Here is a 20,930-nt window from a genome sequence, read left to right on the forward strand (position 1 = left end):
GTTGCCAAAATAGCAACAATGCTCAAATTTTTATGCTAATTTCTAATTAATTGTGAAATGGATAGCGAAGCTTAAATATGCTCAAACTGATTTATTATGTGCCTGAATCTCATCTTGAAGAAACCAAACTGGCTATTTTTGCAGCGGGTGCAGGTGGAATTGGCAATTATGAACATTGTGCATGGCAGGTTTTAGGCACAGGGCAATTTAAACCTGTCAAAGGAGCAAATCCGTTTGTTGGCGAGTTAGATGCTTTGGAACACGTTGCCGAGTGGCGCGTGGAAACTATTGTACCTGAGCAAAATGCTCAGGCAGTCGCAAAAGCGCTCAAGGCAAGTCATCCTTACGAAGAGCCTGCCTTTGAGTTTATGCAACTTTTAGATATTAATTTTTAAAGACTTAAATACCAATTTTTAAAGAAAAATAGAATTGTACGATCACTCATATATGGATTGGGGCAAATATAAGTTGCGTAGATAGATTTTACTTTTCACGGGCGAAAAGTAACAAAAGCCCTCTGTTAGACTGATGGTACGTCCTGTACCACAGTCTAACGGGCGACATCCTTGTCGCCTTATCACGAGTCAAAATGTGGCTAGGTTTTAAAAGTACAGTTGAAATATTAGGGTCTGTTGACACTTCATCTATGTTTGCAACGTGAGAGATATATCTCGCAAGGTTTTTTAGCTGATATAAGGCATGGGGCAGGAAATTTAGTTATTCTAAATGACTGACTCATAACGCAATAGCAGCAAAAAATATGCTCGTCCCCTTGCGCAGCAAACAAAGCAGCGCTTTGTTCTTGCTCATGTGGCTAAAACTTTCTGAGATTACGTTATGAAACTTGGCAATAGTCCCGCTATTCCTTGCGTTTCATGCCTAATCTGCTCAGTTTTAGCCTACAGCGCAAGCCATTTATGAAATGTTAACAACCCCTAGACTTTCTGAATAAACAGGTCACGGTCAAAACGGTATTGCGGGAAAAAGACACCATCTTCGGCACGTTCACCTGCAGCAATCACCATCACTGGAAATTGTTGTTCATTCAGTTTTAAGAGTTTGCGTACCATCGGCTCATCAAAACCTTCCATCATGCAGCTATCAAAACCGTGTGCGCGAAGGGCTAAGACCATATTTTCACAGGCGAGTGCTGTAGTTTTACTTGCCCAAAGTTTGGCATCTGCAGGGTTAAATGCAGTCACAGGTAATTGTTTATCTAAACTACGCGCAATTTTGAAAGCGACTTTCTTAAAGTTACCTACTGCGTTTAAGTAGCCAGTCATGTAGTTATAAGGAATAAACTTGTAATATTTTTTGACTGCAGCAGGTGCTTCAGGAAAAGGGAACTCGCTGATATTCTTTTTTGCCATTTCATCAACACGGTCTGTACGTGCAATACACACGATTAGCTCTGCTGCAGTACGAGCAGCGAGTTGTCCTAAGCAGGCTTTAACCAGTTGTTTTTTCTTGGCAGGATTTTGCACCACGACAAAAGTCCACGGTTGTAAATTAGATGAGTTTGGAGCCAATAAAGCCATATCTAAACAATCATCCAATACTTCTGCAGGAATGGCTTTGTCGGTAAATTTACGCACCGAACGACGGCTTTGAATGACTTTTTTAAAGTTTTCTATATCAATATCTTGTCGTGCAGGCTCAAAATAACGTTCTTTTTTTTCAGCTTTAACATCGGCTGGATTTGGATTAGACATTACAATTTTCCTCAATTTTTTAATGATTGATAGCACATTGCAGAATATGGGGGCGAATAAAGAAAAAACCACATTCAGCCAAAATGAATGTGGTTTTAAAACGTCTAGTTTACTTGAAATGGGTGTAAGTACATTTCAGCTAAACAGCGCTTAATTAAATTGGCTGAAATCAGGTTTACGTTTTTGCATAAAGGCTTGCACTGCTTCCATCATTTCTGCTGAACCGACACGTTGCATAAAAATCTCTGCTTCATGGTCAATCCACGCCACAATTTCATTGACATTATGTTTCATGAGGGCTTTAGATTGTTTAAGTGATGCCAATGGTAAAGCTGCCAATTGTGCTGCTTTTTGTTGCGCCGTTGCATAGACATCGGTTTCAATGCTATTAACTAAATTTGCCGATAATGCCGTTTCGCTATTGAATTTTTGTGCAGTTAGCAACAGTTCAGCCGCTTTGTGATAGCCTGCTTGTTCTACCAGAAGTTTGCTTGATGCACCTTCAGGCGATAAGCCCAAGCTCACAAATGGAATTTGGAATAGGGCAGTATTGTCGCTATACACCAAATCTGCATGCAATAAAATTGTGACACCAATGCCAATCGCCACCCCACGTACAGCTGCAATCAGCGGTTTAGAAAACTTGGCTGCAGATTTTAATAAGATGAATGGAGGACCTTCGGCAGCAGGTAGTTGTCCTTTAAGTGCGGCAGACTTCATAAAGTCTTGCATGTCATTGCCTGCGCTAAAGTCTGCATCTGCACCACGTAAAATCACACAACGTACTGCGTTGGACTGATCTGCTTCATCTAAGGCTTGTGCAATCCACAAATATAATTCACCATACAGCGCGTTTTTTGCTTCTGGTCGGTTGATGGCTAAAGTCAGTACGCCATTGTCTAAATTCGCATTCAAATGTGGGTGAGGTTGTTGAATACAGCTCAGTGTCATCGTACTATCCTTGCTTTGATTGGTTTGAATTTATGGCTCATTATGTCGCAAATTCGCAGCGCTGGCACAACTCATGAGTTCATAAAAAGTTAGTGAATGATGAGATTTGCGTTCCTAATTCAATGTGAAATTTATTTAGAATTTGGGGTTGTTCATTTAAAAAATGAATAAGCAAGGCGGAATCTTAACGTCTATTAATTCTATTTTAGGATTAACCTTCGGTTCGACCTACTTTTGTTTTGGCAAAAGTAGGCAAAACCATTTGTCATCCACGAAACCTGCCCAATTATTGTTTTTGATTTATTATCTTGCAAAAACAATAATGAGTTGATACCACGCAGGTTGTGGATGACATTTCCGCGTATCAGATAGCATCATGTTGTTATCAAAATTAGGATTGGCGTATTTATTATGCAATATACGTTTGATTATTTGGTTTTCATTGGCCGCTTTCAGCCATTTCATTTGGCGCATTTGCAAACCATTCAAATTGCGTTAGCACGTAGTCATTATGTGATTTTGGCATTAGGTTCTGCACAAAATGAGCGCAATTTAAAAAATCCGTTTTTAGCCAAAGAACGTGAGCAGATGATTTTGTCTAACTTTTCACCTGAGATGCAAGAACGGATTAAGTTTGTGCATGTCGTAGATGTCTACAATGATGAAAAATGGCAAAAACTAGTCAAATCTTTAGTCGGTGAATTGATTCAACCGCAAGATTGTGTTGGTTTAATTGGGCATTTTAAAGATGACTCGTCTTATTATTTAAAGTTTTTCCCTGAATGGGAGATGGTAGAATTAGACAGCTTGCAAGATGCCATGTCTGCTACGCCTGCACGTGAGGCTTATTATCGTGGGGAAATACAGCCTAATTTTTTCCCGCAAGGCACAATTGATTTCTTAACCGCATTTCAAAACACGGAAATTTATCGTCAATTACAAGACAAATACCAGCAGCAGGACAGCAGTAATTTGACGGAGTAATCCAGTTTTTAAATGAAAAAGGATGATTGAAAAAGCTTTCAATCATCCAGAACATTGTGTTTTTTTAGAGGCTGAAAATTAAGCCTGTAAAGCGGTTAAATCCGCAAGCACTTGCTCGGCATGTCCTGCAGCTTTGACTTTACGATATTCTTTCAGTAATTGACCTTGATGGAAAATAAAAGTAGAGCGTTCAATGCCCATAACTTTTTTGCCATACATATTTTTTTCTTTAATCACATCAAACAACTGACACAATACTTCTTCTTTATCGCTAATCAAGTTGATGCCTAAAGATTGTTTTTCGGTAAAGTTTTGATGGGCTTTGACTGAGTCGCGCGAAATGCCAATGATGGTGGTATTAAGCGCATCAAATTGTGGCTTTAGCGCAGTAAAATCGACAGCTTGTGTGGTGCAGCCTGGGGTAGAATCTTTCGGGTAAAAATACACCACTAACCAATCTGTACCAAGTTCGGTTAAATTGACTTCGCCTGTGGTTGCAGGAAAAGCTTGATTTGGTAATTGAATTGTCGTGCTCATATTTTTCTCCAAAATCATGCACATAAAAAACTAGCCACATAAAGTGGCTAGTTGAAATTGTTAAGAAAAATTATTTTTTCTCAGCCGCTTTCATTGCTTCTTCAGTTAAGGTTTTTAATTTACCTGTAAGCTGAGGACCAAAACAAGTTTGCAAATCTTTATTTTGCTTTTGTACAAAAGCTAAAGTCGCAGGGCTCTTTTTCTGGTTAATTGCGCTTTGAATTTCCCATTTTTGAGCGTTGGTTAATTTACCATCTGCTTCTACTGCACAAGTACAATATTTGCTTACTTCAGCTGTAGTCAGTTTTTTGCCTTTTGCAGTTTCTTCTTTACAAACATTAATTAAAGCTGCTTTTACATTGGTGCTTTTATATGCTTGTTGCAACTTGTCATTATTTGCGTGTGTCGTTGTTGCGAATAATGCAGCAACAGACATAATCGCAGAAACTATAATGTTTGATTTTAAATTTTTCATACACTTTACCTTGTTATGACGGTATATAACGCGTTGGGTCTGCAACACTGGCATCGGCAAAACCTTGTTTGCGTAAGCGACAGCTGTCACATTTACCACAAGCACGTCCTTGGTCATCTGCTTGGTAGCAAGAAACCGTTTGACTATAGTCTACGCCATGTTCAATACCTAAGCGAATAATATTTGCTTTGGATAAATGTAACAAAGGTGTCTCAAATTTTAACGGTTTGCCTTCTACGCCAACTTTGGTTGCCAAGCGTGCCATATTGGCAAAAGCATCAATAAATTCAGGACGACAGTCAGGATAGCCCGAATAATCTACCGCATTAATACCAATCACAATTGCTTCTGCATCAAAAACTTCGGCAGCTGCCAAAGCATAAGACAGGAAGATGGTATTACGCGCAGGCACATAAGTCACAGGAATACCTTCTTGCTCATGATCAGGTACTTCAATGCTGTGATCGGTCAGAGCAGAACCGCCCAAGTTGCCTAAATCAATATTAATCACACGATGCTCAATGCCTGCATTTTTAGTCAAGGCACGTGCAGCATCTAGCTCTGTAGTCGAGCGTTGACCATACATAAAACTAAGTGCAATACATTCATAACGCGCTTGTGCCCATGCCAAACACGTGGTTGAGTCTAATCCACCAGATAATAATACAATGGCACGAGGGCGCATAATTGAACTCCAAATTTTAAAATATAGCGATAGAACTTGAGCAAAAGTGTGAAGATTGACGTCAATACGAATGGGGATTCGTGAGGAGATTAACGACCTGTTTCATCATTCCAAAGCAATTTATGTAATTGCAATTGGAAACGAACAGGGAGATGGTCGGCTAAAATCCACTGTGCCAAATCACGTGCAAGTTGTGGCAAGGCGACTGCACCTTTTTCGACAGCAAATGCAGGGGAGAACCACACTGTATCGACTTTTTTATGCAACTGATATTGCTCAACTTGCTGCTTCGCCCAAAGATAATCGTCATGATTGCAAATCACAAATTTGATTTGATCATGTGGGTTTAAAAAATCTAAATTTGATAATAAGTTGCGTGACATTTCACCCGATGCAGGGGTTTTTAAATCCAGCACCTTCGACACACGGTTATCCACTTTAGAAATATCTAAAGCTCCACTGGTTTCCAAAGACACTTCACAACCTAAATCTGCCAAGCGTTGCATCAGTGGCAGTGCATTCGGTTGAGCCAGAGGTTCACCGCCCGTCACACATACATACGGTGTTTTAAATTCTAGCGTGGTTTGGATGATGTCATCTAAAGATTGACGTTCGCCACCTTCAAAAGAATAAGTGGTATCACAGTAATGGCAACGCAATGGACAACCCGTTAAACGAATAAACACGGTTGGCAAGCCCGATGTATTGGCTTCGCCCTGCAATGAATAGAAAATCTCCGTAATGCGTAAACCCGCAGACGGATCAGAAACAGGAATAGCGGAAGATCGGAGGGTATTCATAAAATTCATCACAGTATGTAAAAAAACAAAAATCCCTACGGTCATTGCTGGCCGTAGAGATGGGGAAAACTAAAAAAAGTTTAGTCTTCGCGTAATAAATCGTTCAAACTGGTTTTTGCACGGGTTTTTGCATCTACTTTCTTCACAATGATAGCAGCATACAAGCTATAAGTGCCATATTTAGAAGGCAGGTTACCAGAAACTACCACCGAACCTGCAGGTACACGACCATAATGGATTTCGCCAGTTTCACGGTCATAAATTTTGGTCGATTGACCAATATAAACGCCCATAGAAATGACCGAACCTTCTTCTACAATCACACCTTCAACAATTTCAGAACGTGCGCCAATGAAGCAGTTGTCTTCAATAATTGTTGGATTTGCTTGAAGTGGCTCAAGTACTCCACCAATACCTACACCACCCGATAAATGCACGTTTTTACCAATTTGTGCACATGAACCTACCGTTGCCCATGTATCAACCATGGTGCCTTCATCTACATAAGCGCCAATATTGACATAAGATGGCATTAACACCACATTTTTGGCTTGGAATGAACCTTTACGTGCAACTGCTGGCGGTACAACACGCACACCTGCTTGTTTGAATTGCTCGTCAGTCCAACCTGTAAATTTCGTGTCTACTTTGTCGTAGAAACGCAAATCGCAAGATTCAATTGGCTTGTTATCATTGAGTTTAAAAGATAACAAAACTGCCTTTTTTAACCATTGGTGAACGATCCACTCACCATTAATTTTTTCAGCAACGCGTAATGTGCCGTTATCTAAACCTGCAATTGCTTGTTCAACTGCCTGACGAATTTCAGCGGGACAATCTGCAGCGCTGAAATTAGCGCGGTCTTCAAATGCTTGTTCAATGATTGTTGAAAGCTGAGACATCGATGTTCTTACCAGAAAAAAATTTTCCAAAGATTTTACACTATATTCAGTGAGGAATAGATAAAAATTGGAACAGATTGGAATTTATCCTTAGTAAGATAAACAAGTTAAGTTGCGCGCTAAATTGTTGAAGTTTTGAAAATAAATGCTTTTGCAATAAACAATAAGAATAAATTTGTATCAAAAAATAACAAAAACGGGGTAAATTTTGCATAAAAGCTGACCGCAACATGCTCTATAGTTTTCTCATGACAAACACGAATGAAAATTCAAAAAGTTTTAGTTTGAGGAGAAACACAATGAAAACTTTACATACAATTTTAGCCGCTTCGGTATTGGCAGCAGTTGCAGGTTCTGCAATGGCAGATACAGCTGTGGTAAAAGATGGCTATGCGTTTGATCGTAACCAATTAATTCCAACAGGTGTACGTGCTGAAGTAGGTACAACAGGTTATGGCGGTGCCTTACTTTGGACTGCAAACCCGTATGTGGGCTTAGCGCTGGGTTATAACGGTGGTGATATTTCTTGGTCGGATGATTTATCAGTCAATGGCTCAAAGTATGATATGGATATGGAGAATAACCTGACCTATTTAAATGCTGAGATCCGTCCGTGGGGTGCAAGTGCTAACCGTTGGGCTCAAGGCGTTTATGTAGCTGCTGGTGTTGGTTATGTAGATAATGAATATGACCTAGACCGCCGTGTTAAGCCTGGTGAAGGTTTCTCTGTAAACCATACTCCTTTTACAGCGGGTACAGATGGTGCTCATATCAATGGTAAAATGAGTTATAAAAATGACATCGCACCTTACTTAGGTTTAGGTTTTGCACCAAAGATTAACAATAACTGGGGTGTGTTTGGTGAAGTCGGCGCTTATTATACGGGTAATCCAGACGCCAATTTGACGCTTGTGAGTGGCGGTGCAGCTGATAATGCTGTTCGAGGAAGCTTGGTAGACAATATTGCCATTGAAGAGGAAAAAATTCGTACAGATGATAAACATGAATGGATGCCAGTAGCGAAACTAGGTGTAAGCTACCATTGGTAATATCCGTTAGTTTCAGCTAAACCAAAAAAACGAGCTTCGGTTCGTTTTTTTATGGACTAAAAACGGTGTGCAAGTTTGAGATGATAAATCCAAGCATCCCGTTCTTCGAGTTGTGAAAAGTGTGAGTTTTGTGAAAGAAAAGAAGACCCTTGTGCATTCTTTGGTTGATTAAAGTACAAATAATGAATCCCACTAATCACAAAAGTTTTAGGGGTGAAATTATAAATAAGGCCAGTACCTAAACCTAAATAACCATCTACAGGGTTGAAGCTGGAAGCTGGGTTTCCTGCACCTGAGTCCCACAATCCTTCAACAGCAGTGATCCATTTGGGTGACCATTGATGCGCTAAACCCAAACGTACCGACCACTGATTTTTTTGGTAATCAATCAGATTTAAATTCATATTGGGTACTTGCTGTAGCATTGCAGCATATTGTGTGGGCTGAATTTCAAAATCTTGCCAATTCACCCATCTTAATGATGCATAGAGAAAATTTTGGGAAGGTAAACCTGTTTGAAAATCTAGATTAATCGATTCTGGTGTCTGAATAGTAGTCGTATGCTGTGGTGCAATCTCTAGAGGAAACCCCAAAAAACTTTCACTAGCATTAGTATGGTGCTTAATTTTAGAGCGGTAGGTAATTGCAGTATTAAATGCATATTCAGGAAGTTGATAGCTGATACCTGCCAGCCAGCCCCATGCGTGATCTTTAGGGAAGTGCACATCATAATCAAAATAAAAATTTTCGACGTGTGTACCAATTCTGAGATTCCCTGAAAAGGATTGGTAGCTCACACCCGTAAACAGATTCCAGTTTGCATTTGGTTGATAGCCAACCAGTGTAGTCATGTTGTTTGAATCGAATTCAACGTCTGCAATTTCTGATAAGGGTTGATTCGTGTCGAATTGATAATCCACATCCGTAAAAAAAGGTTGGTCAAATAATAATGCGACCGAAACTTGTGGATGTGGTTGTAATTTTAATGCAGCTTGGATGAAGTGTTGATTATTGACTAAATTGCCTGTTGAAAAATCTTGAACGCCTAATTCGGCAATATTTTGTTGATGCTGTACCTGACCTGAAATATTGGTATCCACGTGTAGCAAAGCGACTTCCGCATAATTTCCTTTTTCAAATAATGCATGTACCGATTGACCGCTACGTTCTAAAGCGGCAGCAGAGGCATAACCTAGCGGCAGGACACACAGCAATCCAACAAAAATGTGAAATTTCATGTTACGTCCTTGGTCTAAATTATACAATTGTGTTTAAAATCAAATTACGTTTTTTATTATTGATTATATTTTATTCATGTTTCTGATAAATTAAAATCATTATTTTGATTATTTCTAGGCATTTAGATCAGCAAGAATTTTGCCAGAGAACTAAAAGAGAGCCTAGGCTCTCTTATGCATTATTGTTTTATTCTTCAGGATAGGCGATACGTTTTAAAGCTTTAATATCGGCATTCGGTGCACATAAAGAAATAAACTCATAGCCGTAACCACGTAGTAAGTGTCCTTTGCGAACCGCAATCCACGTGGTGTTTACCCCAAAAATATCAGTCTGGATTTGTTTTAGGCGGTAATCACGTTCTGCATCGTATGCCACATTGTTCACCACACCTACGCCCATGCCCAATTCAACATAGGTTTTAATGACATCTGCATCAAGTGCAGACATGACGATATTGACATCAATTCCTGCATCGGTAAATGCTTTGTCAATTTTAGAACGTCCCGTAAAGCCGCCGTGATAAGTGATGATTGGATATTCTGCCAAATCGGTCAGGCTAATCTCAGTTTTACTGGCTAAAGGATGATCTTGTGGGGTAATAATGCTGTGACACCAGTCATAATAAGGCACACTTGCTAAGTTCTCTTCAGTGGTTAGAGATTCAGTTGCAATACCAATATCGGCTTCACCTTGCAGCAGCATTTCGGCAATTTCTACAGGGCTGGCTTGTTGCAAAATCAAATGTACTTTAGGGAATTCTTTTTTAAACAAATTCACAATAGGCGGCAGCACATAACGCGCTTGGGTATGTGTAGTCGCAATGGTGAGCGTGCCTTCATCGACTTTATTAAAGTCATCAGCAAGGCGTTTAATGTTATCTGCATCAACCAACATGCGTTCGACAATACTTAGCAACGCTTGTCCTGGCTCGGTTAAACCTAATAGACGTTTGCCTTTGCGCACAAAAAGCTGCACACCAAGTTCATCTTCAAGGTCTTTAATGTGCTTACTCACGCCCGATTGAGAAGTGTATAGTGCCGCAGACGCTTCGGTTAAATTAAAGTTTTGCCGAACGGTTTCTCTAATAATTCTAAGTTGTTGGAAGTTCATAGTGGTGCAACCCTAAAAAGGATGGAGCGGGTTAGGCTCCATCTTGATGTCCTTATGCGACTTGATTTTCAAATAAATGTAAAGTGATTACACTTAACCAAACCGTTTGATTTGGGCGGAATTGGTGCAGTTTCGCTTCATCTGCGGTGAGTGCAATTTCAATCAAATTCCCTTGACGATCTTGCAATTCTGCAACTACTTTACCAGCAATCCAAACCTCACGTAAGAAGGTCGCTTGAATGGTATTTTCCTGTGGTTGGGCATGAATATGCAACTCATCTGGACGTGCAAATGCAATCACTTTGCCTTGAGGCGCATTCGGTTGATTGAAAAGTTGTACGCGATCTTCACCAATTTGCACAATCCCTTGATGATGTTGTCCTTCAAAACGGTTGGCTTGACCTAAGAAGTCAAATACAAACGGAGTTGCAGGCTGTTCATACACTTCACGCGGTGAACCAATTTGTTCGACATTACCTTTGTTCATGACAATAATTTGATCGGCAACTTCGAGTGCTTCTTCCTGATCGTGGGTCACGAAAATTGAAGTGATGTGTAATTCATCATGCAAAGTTCTTAACCAACGACGTAATTCTTTACGCACTTTGGCATCAAGCGCACCAAAAGGTTCATCCAATAACAATACGCGTGGTTCTACCGCTAAGGCACGTGCCAAAGCAATACGTTGACGTTGTCCACCCGATAACTGCGCAGGATAACGGTCTGCTAAAAAGCTTAACTGTACCAAGTCGAGCAAACGCATAACACGTTTTTTAATCTCAGCTTCTGAAGGTCGGGTTGCACGTGGACGTACCCGTAAACCAAATGCGATATTGTCAAATACGGTCATGTGGCGGAATAGGGCATAGTGTTGGAAAACGAATCCAACTTGACGTTCGCGTACATGCACTTTGGTTGCGTCCTGACCTTCTAAAATCACTTGCCCACGATCTGCCGATTCTAGCCCCGCAATAATACGCAACAAGGTGGTTTTACCACAGCCTGAAGGCCCAAGCAGTGCTACCAATTGACCATCTGGAAAATCGAGGGAGATGTCTTTAAGTGCATGGAATGCACCAAAATTTTTTTCAATATTTTTAACTTGAATACTCATGCGGTCATTCCTTAAGAAACAGTTGAATCTTCATTGCGTTGGTTTTGCTTTTCTTGGCGAATTTCAACCCAAGTTTTTAAAATCAGGGTCACAATCGCGAGAAGTGCCAAGAGAGAGGACACCGCAAACGCAGCACTAAAGGTATATTCGTTATAGAGAATTTCGACGTGCAGCGGTAGGGTGTTGGTTTCTCCGCGAATATGCCCCGATACCACAGATACCGCGCCAAACTCACCCATTGCGCGGGCATTACACAGAATCACGCCGTAAATTAAACCCCATTTTATATTTGGCAAAGTGACTTTCCAGAAGGTCTGCCAACCCGATGCACCTAATACAATCGCAGCTTCTTCTTCCTCTGTGCCTTGCGCTTCCATTAAAGGAATCAATTCACGCGCCACAAAAGGTACAGTAATGAAGATGGTGGCAATCACAATTGCAGGTACGGCATATAAAACTTTGATGTCGTGTTCCATCAACCAGCCGCCCATCCAACCTTGTGTACCAAAAATCAGGACTAGCATTAAACCTGCAATGACAGGAGAAACTGAAAAAGGCATATCAATTAAGGTGGTGAGAATCGACTTACCACGGAAATTGAATTTCGCCACTGACCACGCTGCGGCAATACCAAATACCACGTTTAAAGGTACGGCAATCGCTGCAGTGAGTAAGGTTAATTTCACTGCCGATAAAGTGTCAGGATGCACCAATGCTTGGGCATAGACACCAATGCCTTGTTTAAACGCTTCGACAAAAACCAAAATCAGCGGCAAAATCAGACAGCTTAAGAAGAAAATGAAGGCAATTGCAATCAGGGTATAGCGTACCCAAGTCGGTTCACGTGTTGCATCGCGTGATTGTAGTTTTTCAGCCAAAGCATTGCTGTTGGTATTTAAACTCATCGTGCAGTTCTCCCTGTGCGACGACTTGCCCATGCTTGTAATAAGTTAATTAAGAACAGCATGACAAAAGAAATCAGCAACATCACCACAGCAATTGTGGTTGCACCTGCGTAGTCATATTCTTCTAAACGAGAAATAATCATTAAGGGTGCAATTTCAGTTTTAAATGGTTGGTTACCTGCAATGAAAATCACCGAGCCATATTCACCCACGCCACGCGCAAATGCGAGGGCAAAACCTGTAATCAGTGCAGGCAATAAAATAGGGAAAATCACTTTGGTGACAATTTGAAAGCGGTTAGCCCCTAGCGCAGATGCTGCTTCTTCCAACTCGGTTTCTAAGTCACTGAGTACGGGTTGCACGGTACGCACAACAAATGGAATACCAATAAAAATCAGGGCAAGGGTAATCCCGATAGGGGTATACGCGACTTTAATGCCTAATGGTTCTAAATATTGTCCAATCCAGCCAGTCGGTGCGTATAAAGAAGTCAGGGCAATACCCGCAACTGCAGTAGGCAATGCAAAAGGTAAATCGACCAAAGAATCTATAATACGTTTGCCCGGAAAGCTGTATCGTACCAAACACCATGCCAATAATAAGCCGAAGACGACATTAATAAAGGCTGCAATGAGCGCAGCGCTAAAACTGAGTTGCAAAGATTTTTGGATACGTTCTGAACTTAAAATTTCCCATAAACCATCCCAACCGATACCCAGCGATTTAATAAATACAGCCGATAAGGGAATAAGAACAATTAAGGATAAATACGCTAGGGTAAAGCCTAGAGAAAGACCAAATCCTGGCAGCACTTTGGATCGCTGCGACATGATGACTCCTCAAAAGAGAGAATGAGTGTTTGAAAACAAACAGATAAAAGTAAAAGATAAATTCGGCACAAGCATAATTTGCGAAGATTAAATTGCAAATTTGAATAAATACTTGTTGTTATCAGAAATACTGATATGTGATTGCATATTTTCTGCAATCAAATAATCATAAATTTCAGGAAATGCCCCAAAGCCTGATGCAACATTAATATGACCCACTTGTCCTAAATTAATCGGTGTTAATTGCCATGCTTGGGCAAGTGCCTGTGCATCTGCAAAACTTAGCCACGGGTCATTTTCACTGATCAATAAGCGTGTCGGTACAGCCAATTTAAGTTGCTGAAAATAAGCCGAATAATTGCTTTGGCTGTGTTGTGCAAAACCAGATTCACCAAAACGGGCAGGGTTAGCAGGTGCAACCAAAACCACATTTTTAATTTTCGCCTGCAATTTAGGTTGCTGTGCTAAGGCTGCCACTGTGGTCAGACAACCAAAGCTGTGCGCCACAATTTGAATATCGTTCTGAATCGGGGCAACTGTTTTGACAAATTCAGCAACCCAGTTCTGTAAAATTGGGCTATTCCAGTCTGACTGTTGTACACGCGAGCAAGACATGAGTTGTCGTTGTAACCAAGATTGCCAGTGAGCATGTTCACTGCCACCTACACCTGGAACAATTACGGTATGAATCATGTCGATGCTCCTTCGCATATTTCAGCCTGAAATGATGATCTGCATAATGCTTAAATATGAATTAAACCCATCATTTTTAGCTTTGGCTGTGATCACTTGGATTCAAAATTCAGTAAGATAATGCTGTAAAATTCATGTTTTAAATAATCTGCAACAAGGATAGCTAGAGTTTCTATGCAAAAAAAATAATTAAAAATGAATTTTATATGAATAAAAAAGATATATGTGAATCAGGTAAAAATACGTTTGTGAAAACACCCGTATTTTTCAATTTGGGTGTTTTCAGCTATCGCTTTAGTATGATTTACCTTTCGGAGTATTATTTGGTTTGGTTGGCTTTGACAATCTGATCGAAAATGCCATCATTTTCAAAGTGTTGCTTCTGAACTTTGCTCCATCCACCAAACTCTTGATCAATAGTCACCAACTTCAATGGTTTAAATTGCGACTTATATTGTGCCAACACCGTAGCATTACGTGGTCGGTAATAATTCTTCGCAGCAATGTTTTGACCCGCAGGCGAATAGAGATAGTTTAAATAGGCTTTGGCTAAGTGTTGATTGCCATCTTTTTTTTGCACATTTTTCTCTACAATCGCCACAGGCGGTTCAGCCAAAATAGATAGAGAAGGCGTGATGATCTCAAATTTACCCGGTTGTTCACGCACGGCTAAATAGGCTTCATTTTCCCAAGCTAACAAAACATCACCAATGCCACGTTCTGCAAAAGTGGTGGTTGAGCCACGTGCGCCTGAATCCAATACTTTGGTTTGTTTATAAATTTGGCGAACAAACTCTTGCGCTTTAGCATCATTGCCCGCAGGTTGATGTTTTGCCCATGCCCACGCTGCCAAATAGTTCCAGCGTGCACCGCCAGATGTTTTTGGATTTGGAGTAATGATTTCCACACCAGGTTTGACCAAATCGCCCCAATCTCGAATACCTTTTGGGTTGCCTTTACGCACTAAAAATACAATTGTGGATGTATAAGGGGTCGAGTTGTGCGGAAATTTCTTTTGCCAGTCTTTAGGTAATAGACCGCGTTTGACAATTTCATCAATATCGGCAGCCAGTGCCAAAGTCACGACATCGGCACCTAGACCATCAATCACCGCACGTGCCTGTTTACCTGAACCACCGTGTGATTGCTTGAAATTAATAGTTTGCCCAGTGCGTTTTTTCCAGTAGTTGCCAAAGTGTTGATTGACATCTTCGTATAATTCACGGGTAGGGTCATAAGAAACATTGAGAAAGTCTTTTGCAGATACACCCAGTGCTGTGCTAGAAAGTATGGCTGCCAGTACCCCAATTTTAAATTTTGAAAAGCTCATGATTGACCTCATTGGTTTATGCTTTGTTGTGTGCTGAGTTGAATGAGGCAAGCATATAGTCAGTTCATTTTCTTAAAAAATAATTTAAAATGCGGTGAATATCAGCAAATGATAAATATAAATTTCTTCATTCTTTTTTATATTTTGTGATAAATCATGAGTAAGTCGTCTATGCAGTGTTATAAAAATGCTGAGCCTATTGAGCACATCCATCTATTAGACCGAGCATTTCATTATGGCGATGGCTGTTTTAGCACTGCACGGATTCGCAACAATCAAGTTGAGTTGTGGCATCGTCATTTAGCGCGTTTAGCACATGCCAAAGAACACATGCATTTAACTGCAAATCTTGAACTTATTAACAAAACACTTGCCGATTTAAAACAAAAACAGGGCAAGTTAAATGGCACATTAAAGCTTGTGCTGAGTCGTGGTGAGGGTCAACGTGGTTATAGCTTGCCCGAACATCCTGCCGATGTATGGGTATTCTTTTATCCTCAAGTGCAAGAAACTTTAGGGGCAGAATACTACTACGAAATCATTCAAAGCGGTGTCTTAGAACAGACTATTGGCTTGACGATGCCACAGTTGGTCGGTGTGAAAAGTTTGAACCGTCTTGAACAGGTTTTATTAAAACAAGAGGCCGATCAAGCGGGGTGGCTTGAGGCTTTGGTAACCGATGTGCAGGGGCGTGTGGTTGAAGGTGTGAGTAGTAATTGTTTCATTCTTATAAACAATACATGGATTACCCCGCAACTTGGTTATAATGGCGTGCACGGCGTGATGCGGGCAGAAATTTTGTCGCGGATGCAACAGCACAATATTGCGTGTGAACAACGTGATATAGATGCTGCAGAAATTGCGAACATTCAAAGTTTATTTTTTTGCAATGCGCTTAGTCCAATGAAAATTGCCAGCCATTTACAGTCACAGCTTTTGGATGTGCAACCGTGTATTCAATTATTTAAGCAACTTCAACTGAATCAGATACATTCTTATGTCTAAACCTAAACGCCCATCAAAATCTAAAAAGAAAACTAATACAGTACAGTCTATGCGTGCCTTGAAAGGTGGCATCATTTTTATACTGGGGCTATTACTGGTGCTTGGCGTGATTTTATGGTCAAGTCTGTTTAGAGATTATCCTGTTGAAGGTCAAAAACAATTATTGGCGATTAATAATGGTGATACTTACTCACGTTTTATTGACCGTTTGGCAGAACAAGATCATGTGAATTTTCCAATTGTTTTAAAACTCTATCAACGGGTGATGATTCACGACAGCATGAAAAAAGGCGTGTATGAAGTCCGTCAGGGCATGAGTGTACGTCAGGTTTTGGAAATGATCGCCAATGCTGAAAATGCACAAATGAACCGTATTTTGGTGATCGAAGGTACGACCTTTAAACAATTGATTGATGCGTTAAAGAAAGATGAACTGGTCACCAAAGAAGTGTCGCACTTGCCGTATGATCAAATGCTAAAAGCTTTAAATATCCCTTTTGCACATCCCGAAGGTTTATTTGCGCCGAATACTTATTTCTTTGCCAAAGGTGAAACTGACCGTAAAATTTTAACCGATTTGTATCAGCGTCAAATGAAATCATTGGATGATGCTTGGAATAATCGTGCGGCAGATTTGCCCTATAAAAATAAATATGAAGCTTTAATCATGGCGTCCATTATTGAAAAAGAAACCAATGTTGATGCGGAATTAGAGCAAGTTTCAGGTGTGTTTGTACGTCGTTTAAAACTGGGTATGCGTTTACAGACTGACCCAACCGTGATTTATGGTATGGGAGATCGTTATCAGGGCAATATTACCCGTCAGGATTTACGCACTCCAACGCCATACAACACCTATACCATGAGTGGTTTAACGCCAACGCCAATTGCATTGCCAAGTCAAAAAGCCATTGAAGCGGCGATGCATCCAGATCAATCTGACAACATTTATTTTGTGGCGACAGGTAACGGTGGGCATAAATTTAGCACCAATTTGCAAGATCATAACCGTGCCGTACAGGAATATTTAAACGTACTGCGCATGAAAAAATCAGGGGAATAAGTATGTTTATCAGTTTTGAAGGTACTGAAGGGGTGGGTAAAACTACACTTATTCGCCGTATTCATGATTATTTTACTGTACAAGGTCAGTCGGTGGTTTTAACCCGTGAGCCAGGTGGAACCCCTATGGCAGAGCAAATTCGTGCTTTGTTGCTCGAGGTCAACCATGAAGAAAAAATGTGTTCAGACACTGAGTTATTGTTGATGTATGCAGCGCGTGCTCAGCATTTAGATCAGGTGATTTTACCAGCAATGGCTGCAGGAAAAACTGTACTATGTGACCGTTTTAGCGATGCCAGTTTTGCTTATCAATGTGCGGGACGTGGTTTAAGTGAAAGCAAGTTGATGACTTTAAACAATAACTTTGTCGCACGTATGCCTGACTTAACTTTTTGGCTCGATGCACCGATTGAACTGGGTATGACCCGTGCACGTGCGCGTGGAGCGCTTGATCGTTTTGAGCAAGAGAAAGCCACTTTTTTTGAGAAAGTAAGGGGTGGCTATCAATCTTTGTGGGAGCGACATCCTGAGCGGGTGAAGCGCTTAGATGCAACACAAAGTCCAGATCAAGTATTTGCACAAGCGATGCACTATTTGTAAGCGAAGGCATAAAACGCAAAGGCATATACAAAAAGGCATAACAAGCCATTGGGTTGTAGTTAGACATTTGATTGAATGGAAAAATCTTCTATAGTGGAAACGCTTTAGAAGATTTTTTTAAAAAATAGCGAATAGTAAGTATGACCAAAGAAGAAATTATTGAATTTTTAAAAGTAGAGTTTCCGCAAAGTCTGGAAAAATGTGAAATTGTGTCCATCACGCCACGTGGGGCATTGGTGAATTATCACATCGATGAACGTGATTTACGCCCAGGTGGTACGGTATCAGGGCCGACTATGATGACTGTTGCAGACTATGCACTTTATATCGCCATTTTAGGGGAGTTGGGTTTGGTGGCTTTGGCGGTGACCAGTAATTTAAACATCAACTTTTTACGCAAGCCCGCAGCAGGGCGTAATTTACGTGGTGAATGTCGCTTAATGAAAGTAGGGAAAAACCTCGTGGTCGGTGAGGTTTGGGTATATTCCGAAGGTGTAGATGATGCCGTGGCGCATGTCACAGGGACGTATTCGATTCCACAGATTGGCTGAGAATAAAGTCAGCTTTATCTTAATTTTAGTTACTTATATTTACCATGTGGTTACATATGTACACATACTACATGAAAATCAGGGTTTGATTGGTTAAAAAATAATCACAAATATTTCATTTTATGTTTTTCATATAGATCAAATCTGCTTTTGTCTAAGCTAGCAACCCGTAAGTGATAAAACAAGGGAGCTAAATGCTTAAATTTAAGAACAATGTTGTTCATGGAGCAATCTTTGATATGGATGGAACAATGTTTGATACTGAACGATTACGGTTTCAAACATTGAAGCAGGCATCTCAGGAGCTCATTGGCGTTGAATTTTCAGACGTATACCTCATGCAATGTTTGGGTTTGAGTGCAAAGAGCGCTGAACAACTGGCGCAAGCAGAATATAGTGCAGACATTCCTTACCGTGAGATCCGTCAGCGTGCTGATGAACTAGAACTAGAAAGTGTGCGCAATTTTGGTGTGCCCATTAAAAAAGGTTTGTTGCAGGTATTAGAGCGGTTACGAAAGTCTGGCTTGAGAATGGCGGTTGCTACGTCTAGTCGTCGTGCCATTGCCGAAGAATATTTGATTAATGCCAATGTCTATAAGTTTTTTGATGTATTAGTTTGTGGCGATGAGGTGCAACAGGGCAAGCCACATCCTGAAATTTTTATAACAGCCGCACAAAAAATTAATCTAGAACCCAGCGAATGTTTCATGCTGGAAGATTCTGAAAATGGAATCAAATCTGCACATGCAGCGGGTGGCATAACCATACTATTTCGGGATATCAAAAAACCTAATGCTAATATGTTGTCACTCACGCAGCATTATTACGCAAGTATGCAAGCTTATTTAGATGACTTAAATCAAGTTATTCCTGTATTGGAAATGCCGAGTTTACAAGAGGCCTTCCCGCAAACTTTAAATCAGTTGAGTGTGGGGATTCATGGTTTTGGTGCAATAGGTGGGGGCTATTTGGCCCAAATTTTATCGCACTGGGATGGCTATACCCGTCCTAAACGTATTTATGCTTCTACACGGAATACCTTATATCGTTCTGCAGTAAACGCCTTTGGAACGTATTCAATTCGTTATGGACAATGTTCTTATGATGAACGAATTGAAAATATGCACATCATTGATGCGGAGAACTTGCAGCAGATGCAGCAAATGTATGTGGAGTCGAGCCTAATTGCATTATGTTTGCCTGAACATGCTTTACAGCAAGAGGCTAAAGTAATTGCGCAGGGCTTATATGCCCGTTTTATAGCGCAAGTTGAACTCCATCAGCCTTTAACTATTTTGGTAATTTTAAATAAAGTTGGGGCAAAACAGCTCTTGATGACGCATATTCATCAGGCGTTAGAGACGTTGTTGGATCCCGATACGGCAGCCAAAATTATGGCGCAGCATTATTTTTGCGATACTGTCGTAAATAGAATGGTCTCTAAATTAAGCGATCAAAACTTATATCGCCAATTACGCATCAAGTATAATATTTTTAAGCAATTTCAGTTGGATGACGAAGCAGAGCCAATTGAAATTGAAGACAATACTCGATTGCAGCCTGAGCAAGAGCGTCAAGCCACCTTATATGTAGAAGATTTAAGACGCAATTTTCAGCCCAGTCACATTTTGCAAAGTATGGATTTAATTTTATTTCATGCTGAAAGTGACATGCCTATTTATGTGGAAAATGCCAGTCCATTATTGCAACACATGCGTCAAATGATTTTGGTAGATGATATTGCCGAAATCCAACTCATTAAAAATCGTTTATGGAATGGTGTACATGCCATGATGGCTTGGTTATCCAGTTTAATAGGGCATAACAGTATTGGTGTCGCAATGGCAGACCCATTGGTTGCAGATTTTACCCGCGCTGTTTCGGCACAAGTAGCGTTGGGATTAGCTGCACAGTTGCCGCATCGTCAGCAAAACTTAAAGCATCTGGCACAGAGCTTTCTGGACTCATGTGAACATGCCTATAAAGACCCGTGTCAGCGTGTGGCACGTGACCCTTTGCGTAAACTCTCAGCCAATGAACGGGTGATGGGTGCTTTGATTTATCATCTGCAGCATGATTTAGCTGCAAATTATGTACAGAAAGGAGTGGTGTTGGGCTATCTGTATGCAATTAAAATGCAGCAGTTGGGGGCTCAAGCAGCATTACAGCATTTGTCAAAACAATTGCAAAATGCGCCTATAGACGAACAAACACGGCAGCAATTGCAGTACATAATTAGCCACCAATTACAGCAACTATTGGCTGGTCAAGTTCGCTTAGAAGCATTTATTCAAGATGGTACTCAAGTTGCAGCCGTAATCTAAAAATCAACTTGATGAATTCTTGGGGGGAAGTTTAGTAAGTTAACGTCATCATATTCAAAATGATAAAATACC

General features: G+C 40.5%; 22 protein-coding genes. 8 read left to right on the forward strand and 14 right to left on the reverse strand.

Features of this window, described 5'->3' with window-relative positions; genetic code table 11:
- The first annotated feature begins 77 nt into the window (after positions 1–77).
- Positions 78–395: an NGG1p interacting factor NIF3 gene (locus tag FTV28_RS01615; protein WP_096901118.1), complete on the forward strand. Its 318-nt coding sequence runs from the start codon at positions 78–80 to the stop codon at positions 393–395.
- Between the two features lie 540 nt (positions 396–935).
- Here FTV28_RS01615 and FTV28_RS01620 read toward each other — a convergent pair.
- Together FTV28_RS01620 and FTV28_RS01625 are read right to left on the reverse strand one after the other, a co-directional pair.
- Positions 936–1,712: a nitroreductase family protein gene (locus FTV28_RS01620; RefSeq protein ID WP_179989292.1), complete on the reverse strand. Its 777-nt coding sequence runs from the start codon at positions 1,710–1,712 to the stop codon at positions 936–938.
- A 150-nt stretch (positions 1,713–1,862) separates the two neighbouring features.
- Positions 1,863–2,663, reverse strand: coding sequence for an enoyl-CoA hydratase-related protein (locus FTV28_RS01625; protein WP_179989040.1), 801 nt, complete (start codon positions 2,661–2,663; stop codon positions 1,863–1,865).
- Positions 2,664–3,074: 411 nt separating this feature from the next.
- Here FTV28_RS01625 and FTV28_RS01630 point away from each other — a divergent pair, with 411 nt between their 5' ends.
- Positions 3,075–3,647 (forward strand): nicotinate-nicotinamide nucleotide adenylyltransferase, encoded by a 573-nt coding sequence (locus FTV28_RS01630; protein WP_179989293.1) that lies wholly within the window; start codon positions 3,075–3,077, stop codon positions 3,645–3,647.
- A 78-nt stretch (positions 3,648–3,725) separates the two neighbouring features.
- On the opposite strand, the gene FTV28_RS01635 is transcribed toward FTV28_RS01630, so the two are convergent.
- From FTV28_RS01635 to dapD, 5 genes are all read right to left on the reverse strand, one after another.
- Positions 3,726–4,184: a peroxiredoxin gene (locus tag FTV28_RS01635; protein WP_096901114.1), complete on the reverse strand. Its 459-nt coding sequence runs from the start codon at positions 4,182–4,184 to the stop codon at positions 3,726–3,728.
- Between the two features lie 70 nt (positions 4,185–4,254).
- Positions 4,255–4,659 (reverse strand): hypothetical protein, encoded by a 405-nt coding sequence (locus tag FTV28_RS01640; RefSeq protein ID WP_004971768.1) that lies wholly within the window; start codon positions 4,657–4,659, stop codon positions 4,255–4,257.
- 13 nt (positions 4,660–4,672) lie between these two features.
- Entirely contained in the window at positions 4,673–5,344 is a 672-nt protein-coding gene (gene queC, locus FTV28_RS01645) for a 7-cyano-7-deazaguanine synthase QueC (RefSeq protein WP_096901113.1), read from the reverse strand.
- Positions 5,345–5,433: 89 nt separating this feature from the next.
- Positions 5,434–6,144 (reverse strand): 7-carboxy-7-deazaguanine synthase QueE, encoded by a 711-nt coding sequence (gene queE, locus FTV28_RS01650; protein WP_136144777.1) that lies wholly within the window; start codon positions 6,142–6,144, stop codon positions 5,434–5,436.
- A gap of 80 nt (positions 6,145–6,224) precedes the next feature.
- The gene (gene dapD, locus FTV28_RS01655; protein ID WP_179989294.1) at positions 6,225–7,046 is read right to left on the reverse strand and encodes a 2,3,4,5-tetrahydropyridine-2,6-dicarboxylate N-succinyltransferase; all 822 of its coding nucleotides are present in this window, start codon (positions 7,044–7,046) and stop codon (positions 6,225–6,227) included.
- Positions 7,047–7,345: 299 nt separating this feature from the next.
- On the opposite strand from dapD, the gene carO reads away from it, so the two are divergent.
- Entirely contained in the window at positions 7,346–8,095 is a 750-nt protein-coding gene (carO, locus tag FTV28_RS01660; protein ID WP_179989295.1) for an ornithine uptake porin CarO, read from the forward strand.
- Positions 8,096–8,151: 56 nt separating this feature from the next.
- Here carO and FTV28_RS01665 read toward each other — a convergent pair whose 3' ends face one another.
- From FTV28_RS01665 to FTV28_RS01695, 7 genes are all read right to left on the reverse strand, one after another.
- Entirely contained in the window at positions 8,152–9,333 is a 1,182-nt protein-coding gene (locus FTV28_RS01665; RefSeq protein WP_004971759.1) for an outer membrane protein transport protein, read from the reverse strand.
- A 187-nt stretch (positions 9,334–9,520) separates the two neighbouring features.
- A complete protein-coding gene (locus FTV28_RS01670; RefSeq protein WP_178318841.1) occupies positions 9,521–10,444 on the reverse strand; it encodes a CysB family HTH-type transcriptional regulator in 924 nt (307 codons plus the stop codon).
- Positions 10,445–10,496: 52 nt separating this feature from the next.
- Complete coding sequence (locus FTV28_RS01675) at positions 10,497–11,558, reverse strand: sulfate/molybdate ABC transporter ATP-binding protein (RefSeq protein ID WP_179989296.1); 1,062 nt, start codon at positions 11,556–11,558, stop codon at positions 10,497–10,499.
- 11 nt (positions 11,559–11,569) lie between these two features.
- Complete coding sequence (gene cysW, locus FTV28_RS01680; protein ID WP_096901108.1) at positions 11,570–12,463, reverse strand: sulfate ABC transporter permease subunit CysW; 894 nt, start codon at positions 12,461–12,463, stop codon at positions 11,570–11,572.
- Positions 12,460–13,293: a sulfate ABC transporter permease subunit CysT gene (gene cysT, locus FTV28_RS01685; protein ID WP_004971748.1), complete on the reverse strand. Its 834-nt coding sequence runs from the start codon at positions 13,291–13,293 to the stop codon at positions 12,460–12,462. The genes cysW and cysT overlap by 4 nt, the downstream gene beginning before the upstream one ends.
- Positions 13,294–13,380: 87 nt before the next feature.
- The gene (locus FTV28_RS01690) at positions 13,381–13,986 is read right to left on the reverse strand and encodes an alpha/beta hydrolase (RefSeq protein WP_179989297.1); all 606 of its coding nucleotides are present in this window, start codon (positions 13,984–13,986) and stop codon (positions 13,381–13,383) included.
- A 319-nt stretch (positions 13,987–14,305) separates the two neighbouring features.
- Positions 14,306–15,316 (reverse strand): sulfate ABC transporter substrate-binding protein, encoded by a 1,011-nt coding sequence (locus FTV28_RS01695; protein ID WP_179989298.1) that lies wholly within the window; start codon positions 15,314–15,316, stop codon positions 14,306–14,308.
- 171 nt (positions 15,317–15,487) lie between these two features.
- Between FTV28_RS01695 and pabC the strand changes: the two genes are divergently transcribed.
- From pabC to mtlD, 5 genes are all read left to right on the forward strand, one after another.
- Positions 15,488–16,321, forward strand: a complete 834-nt coding sequence (pabC, locus tag FTV28_RS01700; protein ID WP_179989351.1) for an aminodeoxychorismate lyase — start codon at positions 15,488–15,490, stop codon at positions 16,319–16,321.
- Entirely contained in the window at positions 16,314–17,384 is a 1,071-nt protein-coding gene (gene mltG / locus FTV28_RS01705) for an endolytic transglycosylase MltG (RefSeq protein WP_179989299.1), read from the forward strand. Before pabC ends, mltG begins: the two co-directional genes overlap by 8 nt.
- Before the next feature lie 2 nt (positions 17,385–17,386).
- The gene (tmk, locus tag FTV28_RS01710) at positions 17,387–17,983 is read left to right on the forward strand and encodes a dTMP kinase (RefSeq protein ID WP_179989300.1); all 597 of its coding nucleotides are present in this window, start codon (positions 17,387–17,389) and stop codon (positions 17,981–17,983) included.
- Between the two features lie 140 nt (positions 17,984–18,123).
- Complete coding sequence (locus FTV28_RS01715; protein ID WP_004971730.1) at positions 18,124–18,534, forward strand: PaaI family thioesterase; 411 nt, start codon at positions 18,124–18,126, stop codon at positions 18,532–18,534.
- A gap of 194 nt (positions 18,535–18,728) precedes the next feature.
- Positions 18,729–20,858: a bifunctional mannitol-1-phosphate dehydrogenase/phosphatase gene (mtlD, locus tag FTV28_RS01720; protein ID WP_179989301.1), complete on the forward strand. Its 2,130-nt coding sequence runs from the start codon at positions 18,729–18,731 to the stop codon at positions 20,856–20,858.
- Positions 20,859–20,930 lie beyond the last annotated feature (72 nt).

The sequence above is a fragment of the Acinetobacter sp. YH12252 genome, from assembly GCF_013417365.1.
Taxonomy (GTDB): domain Bacteria; phylum Pseudomonadota; class Gammaproteobacteria; order Pseudomonadales; family Moraxellaceae; genus Acinetobacter; species Acinetobacter towneri.